This is a genomic window from Mycobacterium sp. SMC-2, assembly GCF_025263485.1.
Lineage (GTDB): Bacteria > Actinomycetota > Actinomycetes > Mycobacteriales > Mycobacteriaceae > Mycobacterium.
The window spans coordinates 56501-77894 of sequence record NZ_CP079863.1 but is presented as its reverse complement, the minus strand read 5'-3'; the positions used below and the strand labels follow the sequence as shown (position 1 = coordinate 77894).

19 protein-coding genes are annotated in these 21394 nt (G+C 67.3%); 12 read left to right on the top strand and 7 right to left on the bottom strand.

The annotated features are described in order from the left end of the window. The first annotated feature begins 64 nt into the window (after positions 1-64). On the top strand, positions 65-1333 hold the full coding sequence (gene purD, locus KXD96_RS00390) for a phosphoribosylamine--glycine ligase (protein ID WP_260742223.1): 1269 nt from the start codon (positions 65-67) through the stop codon (positions 1331-1333). Here the strand turns inward: purD and KXD96_RS00385 are convergent. Beyond that, complete coding sequence (locus tag KXD96_RS00385) at positions 1330-2913, bottom strand: gamma-glutamyltransferase family protein (protein ID WP_260742221.1); 1584 nt, start codon at positions 2911-2913, stop codon at positions 1330-1332. The genes purD and KXD96_RS00385 overlap by 4 nt on opposite strands. Positions 2914-3102: 189 nt before the next feature. Continuing rightward, positions 3103-4002, bottom strand: coding sequence for an alpha/beta hydrolase-fold protein (locus KXD96_RS00380; RefSeq protein WP_260742220.1), 900 nt, complete (start codon positions 4000-4002; stop codon positions 3103-3105). Between the two features lie 60 nt (positions 4003-4062). On the opposite strand from KXD96_RS00380, the gene KXD96_RS00375 reads away from it, so the two are divergent. After that, positions 4063-4725 (top strand): TetR/AcrR family transcriptional regulator, encoded by a 663-nt coding sequence (locus KXD96_RS00375; RefSeq protein WP_396877659.1) that lies wholly within the window; start codon positions 4063-4065, stop codon positions 4723-4725. On the opposite strand, the gene KXD96_RS00370 is transcribed toward KXD96_RS00375, so the two are convergent. Continuing rightward, positions 4659-5405, bottom strand: a complete 747-nt coding sequence (locus KXD96_RS00370) for a DUF429 domain-containing protein (protein ID WP_313901604.1) — start codon at positions 5403-5405, stop codon at positions 4659-4661. The two genes, KXD96_RS00375 and KXD96_RS00370, sit on opposite strands and share 67 nt — an antisense overlap. A gap of 129 nt (positions 5406-5534) precedes the next feature. On the opposite strand from KXD96_RS00370, the gene purB reads away from it, so the two are divergent. From purB to KXD96_RS00355, 3 genes are read left to right on the top strand one after another with little or no spacing between them, the layout of a single operon-like run. Continuing rightward, positions 5535-6953, top strand: coding sequence for an adenylosuccinate lyase (purB, locus tag KXD96_RS00365; RefSeq protein ID WP_260742218.1), 1419 nt, complete (start codon positions 5535-5537; stop codon positions 6951-6953). Further along, complete coding sequence (locus KXD96_RS00360) at positions 6950-8197, top strand: cytochrome P450 (protein ID WP_260742217.1); 1248 nt, start codon at positions 6950-6952, stop codon at positions 8195-8197. The genes purB and KXD96_RS00360 overlap by 4 nt, the downstream gene beginning before the upstream one ends. Continuing rightward, positions 8194-9213: a tellurite resistance/C4-dicarboxylate transporter family protein gene (locus KXD96_RS00355; RefSeq protein ID WP_260742216.1), complete on the top strand. Its 1020-nt coding sequence runs from the start codon at positions 8194-8196 to the stop codon at positions 9211-9213. The genes KXD96_RS00360 and KXD96_RS00355 overlap by 4 nt, the downstream gene beginning before the upstream one ends. Here the strand turns inward: KXD96_RS00355 and KXD96_RS00350 are convergent. After that, on the bottom strand, positions 9178-9798 hold the full coding sequence (locus KXD96_RS00350) for a hypothetical protein (RefSeq protein WP_260742215.1): 621 nt from the start codon (positions 9796-9798) through the stop codon (positions 9178-9180). The genes KXD96_RS00355 and KXD96_RS00350 overlap by 36 nt on opposite strands. Positions 9799-9862: 64 nt before the next feature. Here KXD96_RS00350 and KXD96_RS00345 point away from each other — a divergent pair, with 64 nt between their 5' ends. Continuing rightward, a complete protein-coding gene (locus tag KXD96_RS00345) occupies positions 9863-10750 on the top strand; it encodes a phosphoribosylaminoimidazolesuccinocarboxamide synthase (protein ID WP_260742214.1) in 888 nt (295 codons plus the stop codon). Then, a complete protein-coding gene (locus tag KXD96_RS00340) occupies positions 10747-12900 on the top strand; it encodes a S9 family peptidase (RefSeq protein WP_260742213.1) in 2154 nt (717 codons plus the stop codon). Before KXD96_RS00345 ends, KXD96_RS00340 begins: the two co-directional genes overlap by 4 nt. Positions 12901-12938: 38 nt before the next feature. On the opposite strand, the gene KXD96_RS00335 is transcribed toward KXD96_RS00340, so the two are convergent. Both KXD96_RS00335 and KXD96_RS00330 read right to left on the bottom strand, forming a co-directional pair. Further along, positions 12939-14555 carry a DHA2 family efflux MFS transporter permease subunit gene (locus KXD96_RS00335; RefSeq protein WP_260742212.1) on the bottom strand — a complete coding sequence of 539 codons (1617 nt, stop codon included), beginning with the start codon at positions 14553-14555 and terminating at the stop codon, positions 12939-12941. A gap of 327 nt (positions 14556-14882) precedes the next feature. Then, the gene (locus tag KXD96_RS00330) at positions 14883-16502 is read right to left on the bottom strand and encodes a DHA2 family efflux MFS transporter permease subunit (RefSeq protein ID WP_260742211.1); all 1620 of its coding nucleotides are present in this window, start codon (positions 16500-16502) and stop codon (positions 14883-14885) included. 103 nt (positions 16503-16605) lie between these two features. Here KXD96_RS00330 and KXD96_RS00325 point away from each other — a divergent pair, with 103 nt between their 5' ends. Continuing rightward, the gene (locus KXD96_RS00325) at positions 16606-17310 is read left to right on the top strand and encodes a DUF2334 domain-containing protein (protein ID WP_260742210.1); all 705 of its coding nucleotides are present in this window, start codon (positions 16606-16608) and stop codon (positions 17308-17310) included. A 48-nt stretch (positions 17311-17358) separates the two neighbouring features. After that, entirely contained in the window at positions 17359-19026 is a 1668-nt protein-coding gene (locus KXD96_RS00320) for an FAD-binding dehydrogenase (protein WP_260742209.1), read from the top strand. 26 nt (positions 19027-19052) lie between these two features. On the opposite strand, the gene KXD96_RS00315 is transcribed toward KXD96_RS00320, so the two are convergent. Next, positions 19053-19691 carry an MBL fold metallo-hydrolase gene (locus KXD96_RS00315; protein ID WP_260742208.1) on the bottom strand — a complete coding sequence of 213 codons (639 nt, stop codon included), beginning with the start codon at positions 19689-19691 and terminating at the stop codon, positions 19053-19055. Here KXD96_RS00315 and KXD96_RS00310 point away from each other — a divergent pair. The 3 genes from KXD96_RS00310 to purQ all read left to right on the top strand — a co-directional run bounded on the left by KXD96_RS00310 (position 19668) and on the right by purQ (position 21375). Continuing rightward, positions 19668-20402 (top strand): ATPase, encoded by a 735-nt coding sequence (locus KXD96_RS00310; protein WP_260742207.1) that lies wholly within the window; start codon positions 19668-19670, stop codon positions 20400-20402. The two genes, KXD96_RS00315 and KXD96_RS00310, sit on opposite strands and share 24 nt — an antisense overlap. Positions 20403-20464: 62 nt before the next feature. Next, positions 20465-20704, top strand: a complete 240-nt coding sequence (gene purS / locus KXD96_RS00305; protein ID WP_260742206.1) for a phosphoribosylformylglycinamidine synthase subunit PurS — start codon at positions 20465-20467, stop codon at positions 20702-20704. Continuing rightward, entirely contained in the window at positions 20701-21375 is a 675-nt protein-coding gene (gene purQ / locus KXD96_RS00300; protein ID WP_260742204.1) for a phosphoribosylformylglycinamidine synthase subunit PurQ, read from the top strand. Before purS ends, purQ begins: the two co-directional genes overlap by 4 nt. Positions 21376-21394 lie beyond the last annotated feature (19 nt).

The following is a 21394-nucleotide window of genomic DNA, read 5'->3' as shown; positions in this document are numbered from 1 at the left end:
GCCCTCGGATAACGTAGCGGCCTCCTGTAGGCGGAGGGCGTGTGCACGGCTAGTCTGACCTGTCGTGCGAGTCCTGGTGATCGGTTCGGGTGCCCGAGAACATGCGCTGCTGCTGGCGCTCCGGAAAGACCCGCAGGTCACGGGGTTGTTCGTCGCCCCCGGCAACGCCGGCACCGCCCGGGTAGCCGAGCAGCACGATGTCGACATCACCTCGGGCGACGACGTCGTCGCCCTGGCGCGCGAGGTCCGGGCCGATCTGGTGGTCATCGGTCCCGAGGTGCCGCTGGTGCTGGGCGTCGCCGACGCCCTGCGGGCCGCCGGCATCGTCTGCTTCGGACCCAGCAAGGACGCGGCCCGTATCGAAGGGTCGAAGGCGTTCGCCAAAGAGGTCATGGCCGCGGCCGGCGTGCGCACCGCGGCCAGCGAAACCGTTGACAGCCCAGCCCATTTGGACGCCGCCCTGGACCGGTTCGGGCCGCCCGCGGGTGACCCGGCCTGGGTGGTGAAAGACGATGCCCTGGCCGCCGGTAAGGGCGTGGTGGTGACCCCCGATCGGGAGGCGGCGCGCGCCCACGCCGCCGGGCTGCTGGAGTTGGGGCACCCGGTATTGCTGGAGTCCTTTCTCGACGGCCCCGAGGTCTCGCTGTTCTGCGTCGTCGACGGCCGCACCGTGCTGCCGCTGTTGCCGGCGCAGGACTTCAAGAGAGTCGGCGATGGTGACACCGGACCCAACACCGGCGGCATGGGCGCCTACGCCCCGCTGCCCTGGCTGCCCGATGAGGTGTATCGGGAAATCGTCGATCAGGTCGTCGAACCCGTTGCGGCCGAAATGGTTCGGCGAGGCAGCCCGTTCTGCGGTTTGTTGTACGTCGGACTGGCGATCACCGCGAACGGGCCTGCCGTGGTCGAATTCAACTGCCGGTTCGGCGATCCGGAGACCCAGGCCGTGCTGGCCCTGCTGGAATCACCGCTGGGCCAGCTGCTGTACGCGGCGGGTACCGGCACGCTGGCCGATTTCGGCGAGTTGCGGTGGAGCGAAGGCGCCGCGGTGACGGTGGTGCTGGCGGCCGAGAACTATCCCGGCCGTCCCCGGGTCGGAGACCTCGTCGTCGGCTCAGAAGCCGACGGCGTGCTGCACGCGGGCACGGCACGGCGCGACGACGGGGCGATCGTCTCCTCGGGGGGCCGGGTGTTGTCGGTGGTGGGCACTGGAGCGGACCTGTGCGCCGCGCGCGCGCAAGCCTACGAAATCCTACATTCGATTCGATTGCCCGGCAGTCACTTCCGAAGCGACATCGCGCTGTTGGCCGCGGAAGGCAAGATCAGCGTCTAGAAGCCCGCGGCTTGGCCGTCACGGCGGGGATCGCTCGCGGCGAAATAGCCGCCGTCGAGCCGCCAGATCGCCTGGCAGCTGCCGAACTGGTTGTAGTCGTCCACCGCAATCAGGTCGTGTCCGCGGCGGCTAAGCTCGTCGAGCGTCGTCTGCGGGAAGCCCTTCTCGCAGGCGACCTGCATGCCCTGCACCCACCGGAACCGTGGGCCGTCGCATGCGGCCTGCGGATTCTGCCCGTGGTCGGCGATGCGCACCATCACCTGGGTGTGGCCCTGGGGTTGCATCGTCCCGCCCATCACGCCGAAGCTCATCACCGGGGCGCCGTCTTTGGTGACGAAGCCTGGGATGATCGTGTGGTAGGGGCGTTTGGCCGGGCCCACCCGGTTGGGATGACCCTCGGCTGCAGCGAAATTCGCGCCGCGGTTCTGCAGCGATATCCCGGTGCCCGGCACCACGACGCCGGATCCGAACCCCATGTAGTTCGACTGGATCATCGATACCATCGTCCCCGCGGCGTCGGCGGCGGTCAGATACACCGTTCCCCCACTCGGGGCGCCGGCGGAGGCCGGCTTCGCCCGTGCGCGATCGATCAATCCCGCGCGCTGCCTCAGGTACGCACCGTCCAGCAGGTGTTCCGGGCGCAGCGGCATGTGCTCGATGTCGGCGACATAGGCCTGCGCGTCGGCGAAGGCCAGCTTCACCGCCTCGATCTGTAGGTGCACCGCATCGGCGGAATCGACTGGGAGCGAAGCCATGTCGAAGTGCTGCAGGATCCCCAGGGCGATCAGCGCGACGATCCCGTGCCCGTTGGGCGGGATCTCATGCACGGTGTAACCGCGATAGGTGCCGCTGATGGTGCCCACCCAGTCGGCGCGGTGGGCGGCGAGGTCGCTGGCCCGCAGCACGCCGTCGTGGGCCAACGCGTGCGCCTCGAGTTGGGCGGCCAGCTCGCCGAGGTAGAAGGCCTCACCGTTGCTGCTGGCGATCTTCTCGAGCGTGGCGGCCTGATCGGTAAACGTGAATCTCTCACCGGGTTTCGGTGCCCTGCCGGCGGGCATGAATGCCTCGGCAAAGCCGGGCTGCTTTTCGAACAGCGGTACCTGCGACGCCCACTGCTCCGCGACCCTCGGCGAGACCAGAAAACCGTTGCGGGCGTAACGAATTGCGGGCTCGAAGAGCTTTTCGAACGGGAGCTTGCCGAACTTGGCGTGTAGTTCGGTCCACGCCGACACCGCGCCGGGCACGGTCACCGCGTTCCAGCCGAGCGCGGGAACGGCGTTGCCGCCGAAGTATTCCGGTGTCCAAGCCGCCGGCGAGCGGCCAGACGCGTTCAGCCCGTGCAGTTGCCGGCCATCCCACACGATGGCGAAGGCATCCGAGCCGATGCCGTTCGATACCGGTTCCACCACCGTGAGGGCAATGGCGGTGGCGATCGCCGCGTCCACCGCGCTGCCGCCCTCGGCGAGCATCCGAAGGCCCGCTTGGGCGGCCAGCGGTTGTGACGTGCACACAACGTTTTCCGCCAGGATGGGCTTTCGCGGCCAGGCGTAGGGGAAGTTCCAATCGAAAGGTGCGGTCACCCTGCGATCGTCGCACGAGTGCGCACGCCAGCCGAACAAAAGCACGGCCGGCCAAAGGAATGGCGCCCTTGCCGGAATTGCGGCCTTCCCGGAATTGATATCGCACGCGATATCAACTTTTCGATTCGCATGGTGCCCTGTTGCTGGTGCTGAAGTGGCCGGCGTGACGCAGGCCCACGACAACGCGCGTCAGGCCGTCAAGAGCGGCGCCATCCAGGTCAGCTCGGCCGGTAGCTGCGAACTCCAGAACTCTGCGTTGTGCCCACCGGGTGAGAAACCGCCCGCGGGCGGATGGGGCAGTTGCGCGATGAACTGCTTGGTCGCGCCGTAGAACGGATCGCTGTCGCCGCAATCCACCCGGATCGGGATCGAGGCCAGCGCCGGCATCCCGAACACCGAGTTCGCCGCGAAGTCGTCCGGCCCGTCGAACGCACCAGGCGCGGCCGCACCGGAGGAGAGCCACAGTGCGGGACTGACCGCGCAGATCGCCGCGGTGCGTGCCGGCCCCAGCCGACCGCCGAGCAACAAGGCCCCGTAGCCGCCCATCGACCAGCCCAAGAACGCCACCCGCGAGGTGTCCAGGTCCTGGGTGCCGAGCATGGGAATGAGCTCGTCGAGCACCATGGCCCCGCTGTCCTCGCCGGAGGCCCTCTTGTGCCAATAGCTGCCCCCGCCGTCGACGGCGACCACCGCAAAGGGCGACAGCCCCGCGTTGACGGCCTGGGCCAGACCCTGTTCGACGCCGCCGGCCATCACCGTGGACGCGTCACTGCCCTTGCCGTGCAGCGCGATCACCGGCCGTAGCGCCTTGGTTTGGCCCGGCGGACGTGCAATGGCCCAGTTGGTGTTGACGCCGCCGCGCGCCGCCGACACGAAGGAACCCGTCACCATGGTGGGTGCCGGCTCGAGAGGTGGGGACTGCGGCGGTGCCAGCGGCGCCCGGGTGCCGGCCGGTGACAGCGGCACGGCCTGAGACGGGCGGGGCTTGAACACGATGTCGAGCGCATATGTGCCGACTGCGCCCGCGGCCGCGCTGGCGCCGAGGCCCAGCAGGGCGCGGCGGCTCAAGTCGGGCATGCGGGCCATCATGCCAGGGCGTTTGGCCGAAATGGCAATGCAGTACCACTTTGACTGGCACGATGGCTACTCGTGACGGCAGCAGTCACTCCCAAGGGAGAACGTCGACGGTATGCGCTCGTGAGCGCCGCCGCCGAGCTGCTTGCCGAAGGCGGCTTCGAAGCGGTGCGTCACCGCGCGGTCGCCCGGCGCGCCGGGCTGCCGTTGGCGTCTACCACGTATTACTTCTCGTCCCTTGACGATTTGATCGCACGCGCCGTCGAACACATCGCGATGATCGAGGTGGCGCAGTTGCGGTCGCGGGTTGCGGCCCTTTCCCGCCGGCGGCGCGGACCCGAAACCATCGCCGAGGTTCTCGTCGACCTGCTTGTCGGAGATGTGTCCAGCCCGGGACTCAGCGACCAGTTGATATCGCGTTACGAGCGACACATTGCATGCACCCGGTTGCCCGCGTTGCGCGAAACCATGCGTCGCAGCCTGCGGCAGCGCGCCGAGGCCGTGGCCGAAGCCATCGAGCGATCGGGCCGCACGGTGCACATCGAGCTGGTGTGCACGTTGATCTGCGCGGTCGACGGTTGTGTGGTGTCCGCCCTGGTCGAGGGCCGCGATCCGCGCGCGGCCGCGCTGGGGACGGTGGTCGATCTCATCGACGTGCTCGCGCCGATCGATCAGCGGCCCGTGCGGTCGGCGGGTAGTGACGGCGTCACGATGTATCCGGTGGCGAAGTCGCCGTAAATCGTTACGTCCCCCGGGCGGCGCTGCGCGTACAACGCCACATAGGCGCATACGACGGCGTCGACGGGATCCTCGGCGCTGCGCAGCTCGCTCTTGCGCCGGGCGGTGGTGACGCGCTTGCGCAGCCGAACCCAATCCTCATGATCCATCACGTGTAAGGGCACCGCGGCCTGCGCGAGCCTCTCGATGCCGTCCATCAGCAGGAGCAGCTCGGATTTGAGCTGGTCGACGCCTCGGCCGGGCTTGGCCTTGTACTTGAGCGTTCGCGCCAGCCGGAACAGCACCACAGTCGCCGGATGCGGGTAGACCTCGATCGCGCGGCGCCGAGCCGGTGAGCGCGGGTCCATGTCGAGGCCCATCGCCCGCGCCAATCGCGCCGCGCGCGGCCCGTCGGCGAACTCCGGTTTCGCGGTGTTGGCCGGATGCGCTCCCGCTTCGTACCTGCGGAAGTCGCGGCCCAGCGCGGCTTCGGCGGGGCGCTGGCCGGTCGGGTTAGTCACCACCAGCGGCGCGTCGAAGGCGACCAGGCAATCCCCCTGGACGTACGGCGACAACGCGGCGAGCACGTCGGCGTCGTCGCCGGCGGCGCCAACGTGCACGAGGCGGCCCGCGGCGTCGACGACCGCCACCCCGGTGGGGTTGCGCCCGGCCCAGGCCAGATCGACGCCGGCAAAGTACATCCGCCCCAGGGTACGGCCTCGCTTCCGGCGGCCTCGAGCGTAACGTGGCTGCGATTTTCGGCCCGATTTTTCGCAGCCAGGTCACGCTCGGCGACGAAGCGGGGAAGGCCGATCGTAAGCTCTATGCCTGTGAGCATTCCGAACGTCCTGGCCACCCGGTACGCCAGCGCGGAAATGGTCGCGATCTGGTCGCCGGAGGCCAAGGTGGTCGCGGAGCGCCGACTGTGGCTGGCGGTGCTGCGGGCACAGGCGGAACTGGGGGTGGACGTTCCGCAGGACGCCATCGCCGACTACGAGCGGGTGCTCGAGGACGTCGATTTGGCCTCGATCGCGGATCGCGAACGGGTGCTGCGCCACGACGTCAAGGCGCGCATCGAAGAGTTCAACGCGCTGGCCGGCCACGAGCACGTGCACAAGGGGATGACCAGCCGGGATCTGACCGAGAACGTGGAGCAGCTGCAGGTCCGGCGGTCCCTGGAATTGGTCTTCTCGCATGGCATCGCGGTGGTGGCGCGGCTTGCCGAGCGGGCGGTGGCCTACCGCGATCTGGTGATGGCCGGACGCAGCCACAACGTCGCCGCGCAGGCCACCACGCTGGGCAAGCGGTTCGCTTCCGCCGCGCAGGAGATGGTGATTGCGCTGACCCGGCTGCGCGAACTGATCGATCGCTACCCGCTGCGCGGCATCAAGGGCCCGATGGGCACCGCCCAGGACATGCTGGACCTGCTGGACGGTGACGCGGCCAAACTGGCCGAACTCGAGCGGCGTGTGGCCGAATTTCTCGGCTTCGCAAGCGTTTTGACCAGCGTCGGGCAGGTCTATCCCCGTTCGCTGGACCACGACGTACTCTCGGCTCTGGTGCAGCTCGGTGCCGGGCCGTCATCGATGGCGCATACCATTCGGCTGATGGCCGGGCACGAGCTCGTCACCGAGGGCTTCGCGCCGGGCCAAGTCGGCTCGTCGGCGATGCCGCACAAGATGAACACCCGCAGCTGTGAGCGGGTCAACGGGCTGCAGGTGGTGCTGCGCGGCTACGCCTCGATGGCCGCCGAACTGGCGGGTGCGCAGTGGAACGAGGGCGACGTATTCTGCTCGGTGGTACGCCGAGTTGCGTTGCCGGACAGCTTCTTTGCCATCGATGGGCAGATCGAGACGTTTTTGACCGTGCTCGACGAGTTCGGCGCCTACCCCGCGGTGATCGCCCGCGAGCTCGATCGCTACTTGCCGTTCCTGGCCACCACCAAGGTGCTCATCGCCGCGGTCCGCGCGGGGATGGGGCGCGAGGCCGCGCACCACGTGATCCGCGAACACGCGGTCGCGACGGCCCTGGCCATGCGGGAACACGGCGCCGAGCCCGACCTGCTGGACCGGTTGGCCGCCGACGAGCGGCTGCCACTGGACCGGGCGGCGCTGGACGCCGCGCTGGCCGACAAAAAGGCGTTCATCGGCGCCGCCGGCGACCAGGTGGACACGGTGACCGCGATGGTGGACGCGTTGGTGAGCCGCTACCCGGATGCCGCGAAGTACGCCCCGGGTGCGATCCTGTGACCCTCGCCCGCGCGCTCGCGCGGATCGACTTCACCGATCTGGACAATTTCGCCGACGGATTCCCACATGACTTGTTCGCCATCCACCGGCGCGAGGCGCCGGTGTACTGGCACGCGCCGACCGACAACACCCCCGATGGCGAGGGATTCTGGTCCGTCGCTACCTACGCAGAAACCCTTGAGGTGCTGAAGGATCCGGCGACATACTCCTCGGTCACCGGCGGCGGCCGGCCGTACGGCGGCACGCTGCTGCAGGACCTGGCCATCGCCGGCCAGGTGCTCAACATGATGGACGACCCGCGGCACTCGCAGATCCGGCGGCTGGTCAGCTCCGGGCTGACACCGCGAATGATCCGGCGGGTGGAAGACGATCTACGGGTGCGCGCGCGCCGGCTGCTGGATGCGGTGGTGCCCGGCGAACCGTTCGACTTCCTGGTCGACATCGCCGCCGAGCTGCCGATGCAGATGATCTGCATATTGCTGGGAGTGCCCGAGTCCGAACGACATTGGTTGTTCGAGGCCATCGAGCCGCAGTTCGATTTCGGCGGTTCGCGCAAGGCGTCGCTCTCGCAGCTGTCAGTAGAAGAGGCCGGGTCACGAATGTACGACTACGGCCAGCAGTTGATCGCGTCGAAGCGGGCGGAGCCGACCGACGACATGTTGTCCGTCGTCGCGAACGCGATGGTCGACGACTCGGATGCGCCGTCCCTGTCGGATCTCGAGCTGTACCTGTTCTTCAGCCTGTTGTTCAGTGCCGGCGCGGAAACGACGCGCAACGCGGTCGCGGGTGGGTTGCTGGCGCTGGCCAACCATCCGGAGCAACTGAGGGCGCTGCGTGCGGATCTCGACGCGCTGCCGACCGCCGTCGAGGAGATCGTGCGGTGGACGTCGCCGTCGCCCTCCAAGCGGCGGACCGCCACGCGCAACGTCACCCTCGGTGGGCAGTCGATCGAGGCGGGACAGAAGGTCCAGGTCTGGGAGGGCTCGGCGAACCGCGACGCCGGCGTATTCGAGCGCGCCGATGAGTTCGATATCGCTCGAAAGCCCAATCCGCACTTGGGTTTCGGTCAGGGTGTGCACTACTGCCTGGGAGCCAATCTGGCCCGGTTGGAACTGCGGGTGCTCTACGAGGAGCTGTTCTCCCGGTTCGGTGCGGTGCGCGTCGTCCGGCCGGTCGAGTGGGCTCGCAGCAATCGGCATACCGGCATTCGGCACCTGGTTGTGGAACTCCTCGAGGAGCGGTGACGATCCGACGCGCCGAGGTCGAGCCCACACCGGACGTCTTCGCCGCGGTGATGGCAACCGGAATCCTGTCGATCGCCGCGCACAATCACGGCTACGGGTGGATCAGTGACACGCTGGGCGTCATCGCCACTCTCGGCCTGGTGTTGCTGGTGGCCCTGGTGATCGCGACGGCCGTCGGCAGGCGCCCGACGGTGCGCTGGGACCTGACGGATCCCGATGTCACCCTTCGGCTGTTCACCTTCGTCGCCGCCTGCGCGGTGATCGACACCCGTCTGTCGTCGAATGTCTGGGTGCTGCGGGTGCTCGGCGCGGTGGGCCTGTGCTCCTGGCTGGCGCTGATCGTGCTCAGCGCGCGGAATATGTTGGCGCGCCGGTGGACTGCGCTGCGCGACCATGCCCACGGGGCGTGGGAACTGGGCAGCGTGGGAACGTCCGGATTGGCGATCGTGATCGCCGGGGCGGCCTTCCACACCGGTCATCGCTGGTGGCTGGCCGTGGCCGTGATCGTGTGGCTGGCGGCGATCTTCATCTACGGGCTGATGACCTGGCTGATCCTCTGGCGGGTCGTCAACGAGCGACAGGACCGCGACGGATTCGAACCGGACACCTGGATCCTGATGGGCGGCATGGCGATCGCGACGCTGGCCGGTGACAACATCCACCCCCTGGCACCCGCCTGGCTGGCCGGACCGGTGCGCATCGTCACCGTCGTGACATGGGTGACGGCCACCCTCTGGATACCTCCACTGATTTACTTCGTCCTGCACCGGATCAGGCGGCGCCCCAGCATGCTGCACTTTGCCGGTGTGTGGTGGGCGTTCGTGTTCCCGCTCGGCATGTACTCCGCTGCCAGCTACGCGATGGCGGCCGAGATCGGCCAGCGCTCATTGCTCACGGTTTCGCTGGTCTTCTTCTGGGATGCGTTGGCGGCCTGGCTCGTTGTGGTCGTCGCCGGGCTGCTGCTCCTCGGTCGCGCGCTGCTAGCGCCCGCCGATCGAGATGCCGGCCGCCCGTAGTTCGAGCGCGGCCAGGGCCCTGATGGTGAGCGGATCCTCCCGGCGCCACCCACCGACGGGGTCCACACTGACCGCCGCGAGCTTTGCCGGGGGCCGGCTCGTCAGCGCCCGCAGGGCCAGCAGCTGCTCGCCGGCGGGAGTTGCGGCCAGGGCACTCACCGCCAACTTGCGTCGAAAGAACCGCAGCCGCAGCAAAACCCACGGTACGTCCACTAGCAGGATCGGGACCGCGACGACGGCCATCGCAAGCAGGATCGCCAGCCAGCTCGCGGTGGACTCGAGGTCGTGCCCGGCGCCGGCGAGGTCCAGCGCCGCCTGGCTGGCGGAGTTCAGCGGCTTGCTGACCGCGTCCCCCAGCACGGGAATGTGCTCGGCGCCGTGGCCCGCCGACGCCAGGTTGCCGGCGATGCCGTGCGCGCCACTCTCGACCTGGCGGCCGGCGTCGGCGATGGTCGACACGGCGTCGTAAACCGCCAGCCCGACCAGCAGCCACAGGCCGGTCCACATCACGACGGCGAAGTCGCTGAGCAGCTGGGCCATCAGCCGGCCGGGTCTGGTGGAGTAGGGCAACAACCGCGAAGTCATGGTTACGATCCCAGCACAACTCCCGATACACGGCCCCTTTGCAGGTGCCCGATAGGCTGACCGGATGCGCCCTGCACTGTCCGACTATCAGCACCTGGCCAGCGGGAAGGTCCGGGAGATCTATCGCGTCGACGACGAACATCTGCTGCTGGTCGCGACCGACCGGATCTCGGCGTACGACTACGTCCTGGACAGCACGATCCCGGACAAGGGCCGCATCCTGACCGCGATGAGCGTCTTCTTCTTCGATCTGGTCGACGCGCCCAACCATCTGGCCGGACCACCGGATGACCCGCGCATCCCCGATGAGGTCCTGGGCCGCGCCCTGGTGGTGCGGCGGCTGGACATGCTGCCGGTCGAGTGTGTGGCGCGCGGTTACCTGACCGGGTCGGGATTGCTGGACTATCAGGCCACCGGCAAGGTCTGCGGCATCGCCCTGCCGCCCGGACTAGTGGAGGCCAGCAAGTTCTCCGAACCGCTGTTCACGCCGGCCACCAAGGCCGCGTTGGGGGACCACGACGAGAACATCTCGTTCGACAGGGTGATCGAGTTGGTGGGCGCGGTGCGCGCCAACCAGCTGCGCGACCGCACGCTGCAGACCTATGTCCAGGCGGCGGATCACGCACTGACGAGGGGAATCATCATCGCCGACACCAAGTTTGAGTTCGGCACCGACCGCGACGGCAACCTCCTGCTGGCCGACGAGATCTTCACCCCGGACTCCTCGCGATACTGGCCCGCCGAGGATTACCGGGTTGGCGTGGTGCAGACCAGTTTCGACAAGCAGTTCGTGCGTAACTGGCTGACCAGCCCCGAGTCGGGCTGGGACCGCCACGGCTCGCAACCACCACCACCGCTGCCCGACCACATCATCGACGCCACCCGGGACCGCTATATCGATGCCTACGAGCGCATCTCCGGCTTGAGTTTCGCCGACTGGATCGGCGCATGACGAAATCACCCGTCGGTGGCCCGGTGCCGCCTGTCGCCAAGCGGCAGGAAACCCGTCGCGAGCATCACGGGGACGTCTTCGTCGACCCGTATGAATGGCTGCGCGACAAGTCCGATCCCGAGGTCGTCGCCTACCTAGAGGCGGAGAACGACTACACCGACCAGATGACGGCCGATCTCGAGCCGTTGCGGCAAAAGATCTTTGATGAGATCAAGGCGCGTACCAAGGAGACCGACCTGTCGGTTCCGACGCGGCAGGGTGACTGGTGGTATTACGCCCGCACCTTCGAGGGAAAGCAGTATCGGGTCCAGTGCCGCTGCCCGGTACGCGATCCCGATGACTGGAACCCGCCCATCCCGGAAGACGACACCGAAATACCCGGCGAGCAGATCCTGCTCGACTCGAACGCCGAGGCGCAGGGTCACGAGTTCTTTGCGCTCGGGGCCGCCACCGTCAGTTTGGACGGGAATCTGCTGGCCTATTCGGTCGACACCGTCGGCGACGAACGCTATACGTTGCGCTTCAAGGACTTGCGCACCGGCGAACTGTACCCGGACGAGATCGCCGACATCGGGGCGGGCGCGACCTGGGCGGCCGACAACCGCACCGTGTACTACTCGACTTTGGATCCGGCCCACCGCCCCGACAAGGTCTGGCGCTACCGCGTGGCCTCCGGAGAGCCGTCGGAGTTGGTGTATCACGAGACCGACGAACGGTTTTGGCTTGGCGTGGGGCTCACCCGCAGCGAAGCCTACGTCTTCATCGCGTCGGGTTCCTCGATCACCTCCGAGTACCGCTACGCCGACGCCGCCGATCCGCAAGCACCCTTCACCGTCGTGCTGCCGCGGCGCGAAGGCATCGAGTACACGGTCGAGCACGCGGTGGTCGGCGGCCAGGACCGGTTTCTGATTCTGCACAACGAGGACGCGGTCAACTTCACCCTGGCCGAAGCGCCGGTCAGCGACCCGACTCAACAGCGCACCCTGATCCCGCACCGCGAGGACGTACGACTCGACGGCGTGGACGCCTTCGCCTCCCATCTGGTGGTCAGCTACCGGCGGGAGGCGTTACCCCGGCTCCAGGTGTGGGACATCGATTCCGGCGGGCAATACGGCGAGCCCGGGGAGATCACGTTCGACTCCGAGCTGATGTCGGCGGGTCTTGCCGGTAACCCGAACTGGGATGCGCCCAAGCTGCGGATAAGGGCGGGGTCGCTAGTCGTCCCGGCGCGGGTATACGACATCGACCTCGCCACCGGCGAACGCACACTGCTGCGCGAGCAACCCGTGCTCGGCGGTTACCGCGCCGCCGACTACGTGGAGCGGCGCGACTGGGCGCTCGCCGGCGATGGCACCCGCATCCCGGTGTCCATCGTGCACCGCGCCGGTATCGAATTTCCGGCGCCGGCTTTGCTCTACGGCTACGGCGCCTACGAGATATGCACCGACCCCAGCTTCTCCATCGCTCGGCTGTCGCTGCTCGACCGCGGCATGGTGTTCGCCATCGCCCACGTCCGCGGGGGTGGTGAAATGGGCCGGCCGTGGTACGAGCACGGCAAGCTGCTGGAGAAGAAGAACACCTTCACCGACTTCGTCGCGGTGGCAAGGCACTTGGTCGACACGGGAGTCACGCGACCCCGCCAGCTGGTGGCGCTGGGTGGCAGCGCCGGTGGCCTGCTGATGGGAGCGGTCGCCAACCTGGCGCCGGAACTCTTCGCCGGGATCCTCGCTCAGGTCCCGTTCGTCGACCCGCTAACCACCATCCTCGATCCCTCCTTGCCGCTGACCGTCACCGAATGGGACGAATGGGGAAACCCGTTGCAGGACAAGGACGTCTACTGCTACATGAAGTCATATTCGCCCTATGAGAATATCGAGGCCAAGCGCTATCCCGCCATCTTGGCGATGACTTCCCTCAACGACACCAGGGTCTACTACGTAGAGCCCGCCAAGTGGGTGGCGGCACTGCGGCACGCCAACGCCAACGGCAGCCCGATCCTGCTGAAGACCCAGATGAACGCCGGGCACGGCGGGGTCAGTGGCCGTTACAAGGCGTGGCAGGAAACCGCCTTTCAATACGCCTGGCTGTTAGCTGCCGCCGATATCCACCGCGATTGCGGCGGCCAGGAAGGCGACGGTGCCGCTATGTGATCCCAGCAATCGACGATGCGGTTCGAGGTCTGGGCGCTCTACTCGTCGATGGTTTGGAACGCCGGCTTCTTGGGTAGGAACGCCGCCGGGATGACGGTCGACGCTATCAAGATGACGGCCAGCAAAAAAACGACCGTGTAGGCGTGCGAGAGGCCGTGACCCACCATGCTCGCGAAATCAGGGTTGAGGCTTTGCCGCGGTATTGCCGACTGGTCAACCGTGACCCCATGCCGGCTCGCGTCCTGTTGCGCTGCCGCCAGCTTGTTCGCGGCGAGTATGTAGTCGTTGCGATTGAACTCATTGGTGAGAATCACCGCCATGAGTGCCGCTCCGATGGAGCCGCCGACCTGCTGGTTGACGGTGATCAGCGTCGTGCCGCGCGCGACCTGATGCGGGGCCAGCGCCTGAAGAACCGTCGAAGAGATGGGCGTCGTGGTGCAGCCGATGCCCAGGCCCATGATGAACATCCCGGCCAGCAGCGTCGGTGTGTACTCGGCCTGCCTCGCGACACCGTAGGTGAACAGGCCCAGGCCCAACGCCATCACCGGTAGGCCAAGCAGCACAACTTTGGCAGATCCATGTCTATCCGTGAACGCCCCGGCGAATGGCATCGTCAATACGGCGCCGATCCCGACCGGCACCATGCGCAGCCCCGACTGCATCGGCGTCTCGTGCAGCACGAGCTGGAAGTAACTGGGAAGTAGCACCCCGGTGCCGACAAAAGCGACGGAGAATACCAGCAAGGTGATGTTGGCGTGGGTGACCACGCGGTTCTTGAACAGCCTCAGGTCGATAAGCGGGTGATCCGCGCGATACCAGGCGTGGAAGACGAACGCGACGATCAACAGCGAACCGATGATCATCGGCACCAGCACGTAGCTGTCGGCGATCGTGCGCCGCCCGGGGATGGACGACACGCCGGCCAGGAAAATGGCCGCGCCGGGCGACAACAGCAGCACCCCGACGATGTCGAGCGACTCCGACCGGGCCGGGCGATCCTGCGGGAACATCACTGCCGCGAGGGCGATAGCTGCCAATCCGACCGGGAGGTTTATCAGGAAGATCGACTTCCACCCGTAGGCGCCAACCAGCCAGCCGCCCAGCACCGGCCCACCGATGGGCCCCAGCAAGATTGGGATCCCCCCTACCGCCATCAAGCGGCCGACACGCTTCGGACCTGCCTCGTGGGTCAGGATGACGAAGCTGAGGGGCACCACCATACCGCCGCCGATACCCTGCAGCACCCTAAATATGATGAGCAGCAATATGTTCGGCGCCAGTGCGCAGAGCAGCGAGCCGATTGTGAATGCCAGAACCGACCAGATGAAGAGCCGTTTGGTGCCGAACCGGTCGGCCGCCCAACCCATTAACGGGATCACTGTGGCAAAGGCCAGCATGTAGCCGGCTATCGTCCAGGAAACGATGGCCTGAGTGGAGTTGAACTCGGCGATGAACGTGCGTTGGGCGACCGCGACAGCGGTGTTGTCCAGGATCGCCATTATGCAGGCCAGGCCGCATACCCCGGCGATCTTGAGCAGCGCCCAGTCCAGCTTGTCCGGATAGTCACGTGCGTCCGTGCCCGGTTGCCCGGGCATGGCGTGTAACGGCACACGGGAAGCCGCCTGAACTGGCTTCTCCGTGGCGTCGCTTAACATGTCGGTACCATATAGGGATCGTTCCCGTCGCCACCGTCTTTTATGCGTATTCGCTTTTCGACTCCTTATTGCGCTTCCGCCACCAGCAGGGTCTCCCGTTGTCGGCTTGACTGTTGGGTGGGCGCCACTTGAGCTGTCTCGACACGACTCAAGGCTTTTGCTCCGATCTGCTTCGCGACCGGCGGCGGCGCCCTCCTCGAAGAAACGGCCCGCGATGCGTGCCCGCTATTGCGCGTCCTTCACCATACTGGCAGCGCGATCGGGAAGCTTCGAGCGCCTTGCGCCGGTGAGTCCCTTCGTCGGCGCGGCCCAAATCGGCCCACCGTGCTACTCGCCGACCGTTTGGCTCGCCGGTTTTTTCGGTAGAAAGGACGCCGGAATGATCGTGGACACCACCAGCACCACCGCTACCACAAATACCGCCGTATAGGCGTGCGAAAGGTCGTGCACCACATCGCCCCAAAAGCCCGCTCCCAGGCTCTGCCGCGGTATTGCCGACTGGTCGACCGGCACGCCGCTGACGGCGGCCTGCTGCTGTAACGCCGCGAGCTTGTTCGCGGCGACGATGTTCTCACTCCGATTGAACTGGTTGGTCAGGATCATCGACATCAGCGCGGTGCCCATCGACCCACCCACCTGATGGCTGACGCTCATCAGCGTCGTACCCCGGGCGATCTGGTGTGGGTTCAGCGCCTGCACGGCCGCGACGGACAGCGGCATCATGGTGCAGCCCATACCGAGGCCCATGATCGCCAGGCCGACAAGCAGCATGGGCAGGTAGTCCGCCTGCCTCGCGACGCCGATGGCGAAGATGCCCAGGCCGGCAGTGATCAGCGCGATGCCGACCAGCACGATCTTGCCGGGCCCCTGTCGGTCCACCAACGGCCCGGTGAGTCGCATGGTCAGCATGGCGCCGAGTCCCTGGGGAACCATGCGCAGGCCCGCCTGCATCGGCGTCTGGTGCAGCACCTGCTGGAAGTAGCTCGGCAGCAACAGGGCGGCGCCGAAGAAGGCGCCGGCAAAGACCACCATTGTCACGTTGGCGTGGGTGAGGACCGGGTTGCGAAACAACCGCAGATCGATGAGGGGATGATCGGCGCGGCGCCAGGCGTGCGCGACGAACCCGGCGATCAGCGCCAGGCCGATGGCCGCCGGTATGAGCACGTGGCGGTCGGCGACGGTGCCGCATCGCGGGATCGACGACACCGCGAACAGGAAGGTGGCCAGACCGGGTGACAGCAGCAGCACGCCGACGAGGTCGAAGGTCTCCGACCGCGACGGGTGGTCCCGGGGGAAGATGAGCGCCGCGAGCGCGATGGTGGCGAGCCCGATCGGCAGGTTGATCAGGAAGATCCATCGCCAACTGGACGTGCCGATGAGCCAGCCGCCCAGGATGGGGCCACCGATCGGGGCGAGCAGCATCGGAATGCTCAGAATCGACATCAGCCGGCCGAGCCGCCGCGGGCCCGCTTCCCGGGTCAAGATCATGAAACTCAGCGGCAACAGCATGCCGCCGCCGATGCCTTGGATCACCCGAAAGACGATGAGCTGCAGAATATTTGCGGCCAGTGCGCACAGTAGGGAGCCCAGCGCGAAGGCGAGCACGGAGGCCATGAAAAGCCGCTTGGTGCCGAACCGGTCGGCGGCCCACCCGGTGATCGGTATTACGGTCGCCAACGCCAGCGTGTAACCGGTCATCGTCCATGCGACGACGGCCTGTGAGGACGCGAATTGATCGATGAAGGTGCGTTGCGCGACGCTGACGACGGTGACGTCGATGATCGCCATGACCGTGGCCAGGATGCACACGCCGGATATCCGTAACAGGCCGGCGTCCAGCTTGTCGGGATAGTCCCGCTCACCACCGCCCGGCTGCGGGGCGGGGTCGTAGGGCAGCGGCGTGTCGGCCGCTACGTATGGGGCCTGATCCATGGCGTTGCTTAGCATATCGAATCGATTGCCCCGCCGCGCGCGCCCGGCGGTGTCGATATACGCCTGCTGTCTGCGTGTTCTTCACCATTCCGACACCTGAGATCGTCAAACTGCGGGTGTGGCTGGAAAATTGATCGTCTCGGTCTCGGGGATAGGTGAACGCACCCTGCCTGACGTCGAGGCGTTCTGCGCGCAAATGGATGCCCGAAACGTGCCGGTGTCGCTGTTGGTGGCTCCGCGGCTGTCCGGTGACTACCGCCTGGACCAGGATCCGCGCACCGTCGAATGGCTGACCGACCGACGGTCCGGCGGTGACGCCATCGTGCTGCACGGTTATGACGACGCGGCCACCAAGAAGCGCCGCGGTGAATTCGCCATCCTTCGGGCGCACGAGGCCAATTTGCGGCTGATGGCTGCCGACCGGGTGCTCGAGCACCTCGGGCTGCGCACGCGGCTGTTCGCGGCACCCGGCTGGGTCGTGTCCCCGGGGGTCGTCAAGGCGTTGCCGAACAACGGTTTTCGGATGCTCGCCGACCTGCACGGGATAACCGACCTGGTTCGGCACACCACCGTGCGCTCCCGCGTATTGGGCATCGGAGAAGGCTTTCTCAGCGAACCGTGGTGGTGCCGGATGGTGGTGCTGTCGGCCGAGCGGATCGCCCGCCGCGGCGGCGTGGTGCGGGTCGCGGTGGCCGCTCGCCACCTACGCAAACCGGGTCCGCTGCAGGCCATGGTGGACGCCGTCGATCTGTCCCTGATGCACGGCTGCACACCGACGGTGTACCGCTGGCAGCGTGACAAGGCGATACTCGACGCGGCCTGACGAAGCGTCTCCTCAACCGGCCCGGTGCGGGCGCTACGCTGGACCCACATGAGCGATTCTTCGGCCGCGGGGTTGGGCGCCGACGCCATCGTCGTCGGGGCGGGGCTCGCTGGCTTGGTGGCCGCCTGCGAGTTGGTCGACCGAGGCCTGCGCGTGCTGATCCTCGACCAGGAGAGCAGTGCCAACCTGGGCGGCCAGGCCTTTTGGTCGTTCGGCGGACTGTTCTTCGTCGACAGCCCCGAGCAGCGGCGGCTGGGGATCCGCGACAGCCACGAGCTTGCCCTGCAGGACTGGCTCGGTACCGCGGCGTTCGACCGACCCGAGGACTACTGGCCGCGCCAATGGGCGCACGCCTATGTCGATTTCGCGGCGGGGGAGAAGCGCCGTTGGCTGCGTGACCGGGGACTGAAAATCTTTCCGCTGGTGGGCTGGGCCGAACGCGGCGGTTACAACGCGCAGGGACACGGCAATTCGGTGCCCCGCTTCCATATCACCTGGGGCACCGGGCCCGCCTTGGTCGAGATCTTCGCCCGTCAGCTGCGGGACCGTTCGACGGTGCGCTTCGCGCACCGCCACCGGGTCGACGAGTTGATCGTCGAGGGTGGCGCGGTGACCGGCGTCCGGGGCACCGTGTTGGAGCCCTCGGCCGTGCCGAGGGGTATGGCGTCGTCACGAACGGCCGTGGGGCAGTTCGAGTTTCGCGCGCCCGCGGTAATCGTCACCAGCGGCGGCATCGGCGGCAACCACGAGCTGGTGCGCAAGAATTGGCCGAAGCGCATGGGCCGCATACCCGAACAGTTACTCAGCGGGGTGCCCGCTCACGTCGACGGCAGGATGATCGGCATCTCCCAGCAGGCCGGTGCGCGGGTCATCAACCCGGACCGGATGTGGCATTACACCGAGGGCATCACCAACTACGACCCGATCTGGCCGCTGCACGGGATCCGCATCATTCCGGGACCGTCGTCGCTGTGGCTCGACGCGACCGGCAAGCGGTTGCCGGTGCCGCTCTATCCGGGTTTCGACACGCTCGGCACGCTGGAATACATCACAAAATCCGGCTATGACTACACGTGGTTTGTGTTGAACACCAAGATTATTGAGAAGGAATTCGCGCTCTCCGGACAGGAGCAGAATCCCGATCTGACCGGGCAGAGCCTGCGCCAGCTGCTGCGTAACCGGGCCCGCTCCAGGCCGCCCGGGCCCGTGCAGGCGTTCGTCGACCGGGGCGTCGACTTCGCCAGCGCAAACTCCTTGCGGGAGTTGGTGACCGCGATGAACCAGCTGCCCGCCGTGGCGCCACTGGATTACGCAACCGTGGAGGCTGAAGTGACGGCCCGCGACCGGGAGGTGGCCAACAAGTTCAGCAAGGACGGCCAGATCACCGCGATCCGCGCCGCCCGCGGCTATCTGGGCGACCGGCTGGGCCGGGTGGTCGCGCCGCACCGGCTGACCGATCCGAAGGCGGGGCCGATGATCGCGGTGAAGTTGCACATCCTGACTCGAAAGACATTGGGCGGCATAGAGACCGACCTGGCCGCCCGCGTATTGAAGGCCGATGGCACGCCCCTCAACGGGCTGTACGCCGCCGGTGAGGTGGCCGGTTTCGGCGGTGGCGGCGTGCACGGCTACCGCGCCCTGGAGGGCACCTTCCTGGGTGGTTGCATCTTCTCCGGGCGGGCCGCCGGCCGCGGCGTCGCCGACGACATCGCCTAGCCTGACTGGGCGGGCGCCTGCTCGCGCTAGAAGGTGACCGCGTTTTCCTCGGGGAGCACCTGGAAGTCGGTAGTGGTCATCTCGGTAAGCCGGCCGTAGTAGATGCCCCGCGCATCCGGGGCGATGATCCCTTGGTGGATGGGTACGGCGCGCGCGGGCGCGACCGCGCGCAGGTAATCGACGGCTTCTGAGATCTTCATCCACGGGGCGGCCGCCGGCGTCGCCAGAACGTCCACCGGCTCCTCGGGCACGAACAGCGCATCACCGGGATGCATCAGCCTCGCGCGATGATCGCCGTCGCCCACTAGAAACGAGATGTTTTCTATTACAGGGATTTCCGGGTGAATGACGGCATGTTTGCCGCCAACGGCACGAACCGTCAGCTCGCCGATCCGCAGCTCGTCGCCGACGTGCACCGCCTGGCACGGCGCGCCCAGCTGCGCGGTGGTTTGCGGGTCGGCATACAGGGCGGCGCCGGGGTTGCCCTCGAGCAGCGCCGGCAGCCGGGTGACGTCGACGTGGTCGGGGTGCTGATGGGTGATCAGGATGGCCGACAACCCCGTGATGCCCTCGAAACCGTGCGCGAAGGTTCCAGGATCGAAGAGCACGCGCGCGTGGTCGAACTCTGCAAGTAGGCAGGAATGGCCAAAATGCGTCAGTTGCATGTCTACGATTGTGCCCTGACGGGGGTGATGCCGATGCGGGTAATCCTGGCGACGATGGTGGTGGTCGGCGGCCTCGCGGTCGCTTTCGTCGGCGTAGTGCCCGCCCACGCCGAGCCGCAAACCTGCCCGCCCGTGTGCGATCAGATCCCCGACTCCGCGTGGATCCAGCGACGCGCCGTGCCGCTGGATTCGGTATACGGCTGGCCCCCGTTGTCGAGCCTGGCGGCGCATGTGACCGGCACGTCCCCCGGACCCCGATTCCGGTTCGAGGAGCTCTGCGGCATACCCCCGGTGCCGCGTGACCCGCGCGGGTCCGCGGTCGTGGCGCGCGCCACCGTGGCCCACCCGGACGGGCAGTGGCAGCTGCAGGCCCAGATCCTGCACTGGCGCGGCGATACGGCCAGCGGCGGTTCCATCGCGGCGTCGGTGTTCGCCAATGCCGTCGCTGCGCTGCGCGCCTGCCAGCAACGGGCGCCGCTGCAATCGCCGTCGATCACCAGCGACGAATCGAACCGGATGGCGGCGGTGATCAGCGGCCCGGTCGTCATGCACTCCTACCTGGTCGCGCACCCGGCGAGCAGCACGATCAGCGAGCTCACGCTATGGTCGTCGGGGCCGCCGCAGGTCCCCTGGCCGGCGATGGCGGACGACCCGGTGCTGAGCGCCATGACCGCGCCCCTCTGCGAGGCCTATATCGCCTCGTGCCCGTAACGGCCGAGCTGCCCCTTCGCCGGTAGAGTTGGCGCTCAAGACAGATCTGAGGAGGAGCGCCGGTGGGCCGGGTAGTGGTTCATGTGATGCCCAAAGCGGAGATTCTCGACCCGCAGGGACAGGCGATTGTCGGCGCGCTGGAGCGACTCGGCCATCCGGGGATCTCAGATGTCAGACAGGGCAAGAGGTTCGAACTCGAGGTGGACGACACGGTTGACGATTCGGTGCTCGCCGAGATAGCCGAATCGCTGTTGGCGAACACCGTGATCGAGGACTGGACGATCAGCCGGGAGACCCGGTGACGGCACGAATCGGCATCATCACCTTTCCCGGGACCCTGGACGACGTCGACGCCGCCCGGGCCGTGCGGCGTGTCGGCGCCGAGGCGGTCAGCCTGTGGCATGCGGACGCCGACCTCAGGGGTGTCGACGCCGTGGTGGTGCCCGGCGGTTTCTCCTATGGCGACTACCTGCGGGCGGGGGCGATCGCCCGGTTCGCCCCGGTGATGGGCGAGGTGGTGGCGGCCGCGCAGCGTGGCATGCCGGTGTTGGGTATTTGCAACGGTTTTCAGGTGCTCTGCGAGGCGGGCCTGTTGCCCGGGGCGCTGACCCGCAATGTCGGATTGCACTTCGTCTGCCGCGACGTGTGGCTGCGGGTGGCGTCGATCTCGACGGCTTGGACGTCGCGTTTCGAGTGGGGCGCTGAGTTGCTGGTGCCGCTGAAATCGGGCGAGGGCCGCTACGTGGCCCCCGACGATGTGCTCGAGGAGCTGGAAGGGGAGGGCCGGGTGGTGTTCCGCTACCTCGACAACCCCAACGGCTCGCTGCATGACATCGCCGGCGTCAGCTCCGCCAACGGCCGCGTCGTCGGGCTGATGCCGCACCCCGAGCACGCCATCGAAGCGCTGACCGGCCCCTCCGACGACGGCTTGGGCCTGTTCTATTCGGTGTTGGACGCGACGCTGTCCGTCTAGTCGGGCATCCCTGCGGCGG

What these genes read in the sequence shown, in the direction of transcription:
- KXD96_RS00380 (WP_260742220.1), bottom strand. Translation starts at nt 4,002, where the DNA reads ATGATGGCCCGCATGCCCGACTTGAGCCGCCGCGCCCTGCTGGGCCTC.
- KXD96_RS00370 (WP_313901604.1), bottom strand. Translation starts at nt 5,405, where the DNA reads ATGTACTTTGCCGGCGTCGATCTGGCCTGGGCCGGGCGCAACCCCACC.
- KXD96_RS00350 (WP_260742215.1), bottom strand. Translation starts at nt 9,798, where the DNA reads ATGACTTCGCGGTTGTTGCCCTACTCCACCAGACCCGGCCGGCTGATG.
- KXD96_RS00345 (WP_260742214.1), top strand. Translation starts at nt 9,863, where the DNA reads ATGCGCCCTGCACTGTCCGACTATCAGCACCTGGCCAGCGGGAAGGTC.
- KXD96_RS00340 (WP_260742213.1), top strand. Translation starts at nt 10,747, where the DNA reads ATGACGAAATCACCCGTCGGTGGCCCGGTGCCGCCTGTCGCCAAGCGG.
- KXD96_RS00335 (WP_260742212.1), bottom strand. Translation starts at nt 14,555, where the DNA reads ATGTTAAGCGACGCCACGGAGAAGCCAGTTCAGGCGGCTTCCCGTGTG.
- KXD96_RS00330 (WP_260742211.1), bottom strand. Translation starts at nt 16,502, where the DNA reads ATGCTAAGCAACGCCATGGATCAGGCCCCATACGTAGCGGCCGACACG.
- KXD96_RS00320 (WP_260742209.1), top strand. Translation starts at nt 17,359, where the DNA reads ATGAGCGATTCTTCGGCCGCGGGGTTGGGCGCCGACGCCATCGTCGTC.
- KXD96_RS00310 (WP_260742207.1), top strand. Translation starts at nt 19,668, where the DNA reads ATGGCCAAAATGCGTCAGTTGCATGTCTACGATTGTGCCCTGACGGGG.
- KXD96_RS00315 (WP_260742208.1), bottom strand. Translation starts at nt 19,691, where the DNA reads ATGCAACTGACGCATTTTGGCCATTCCTGCCTACTTGCAGAGTTCGAC.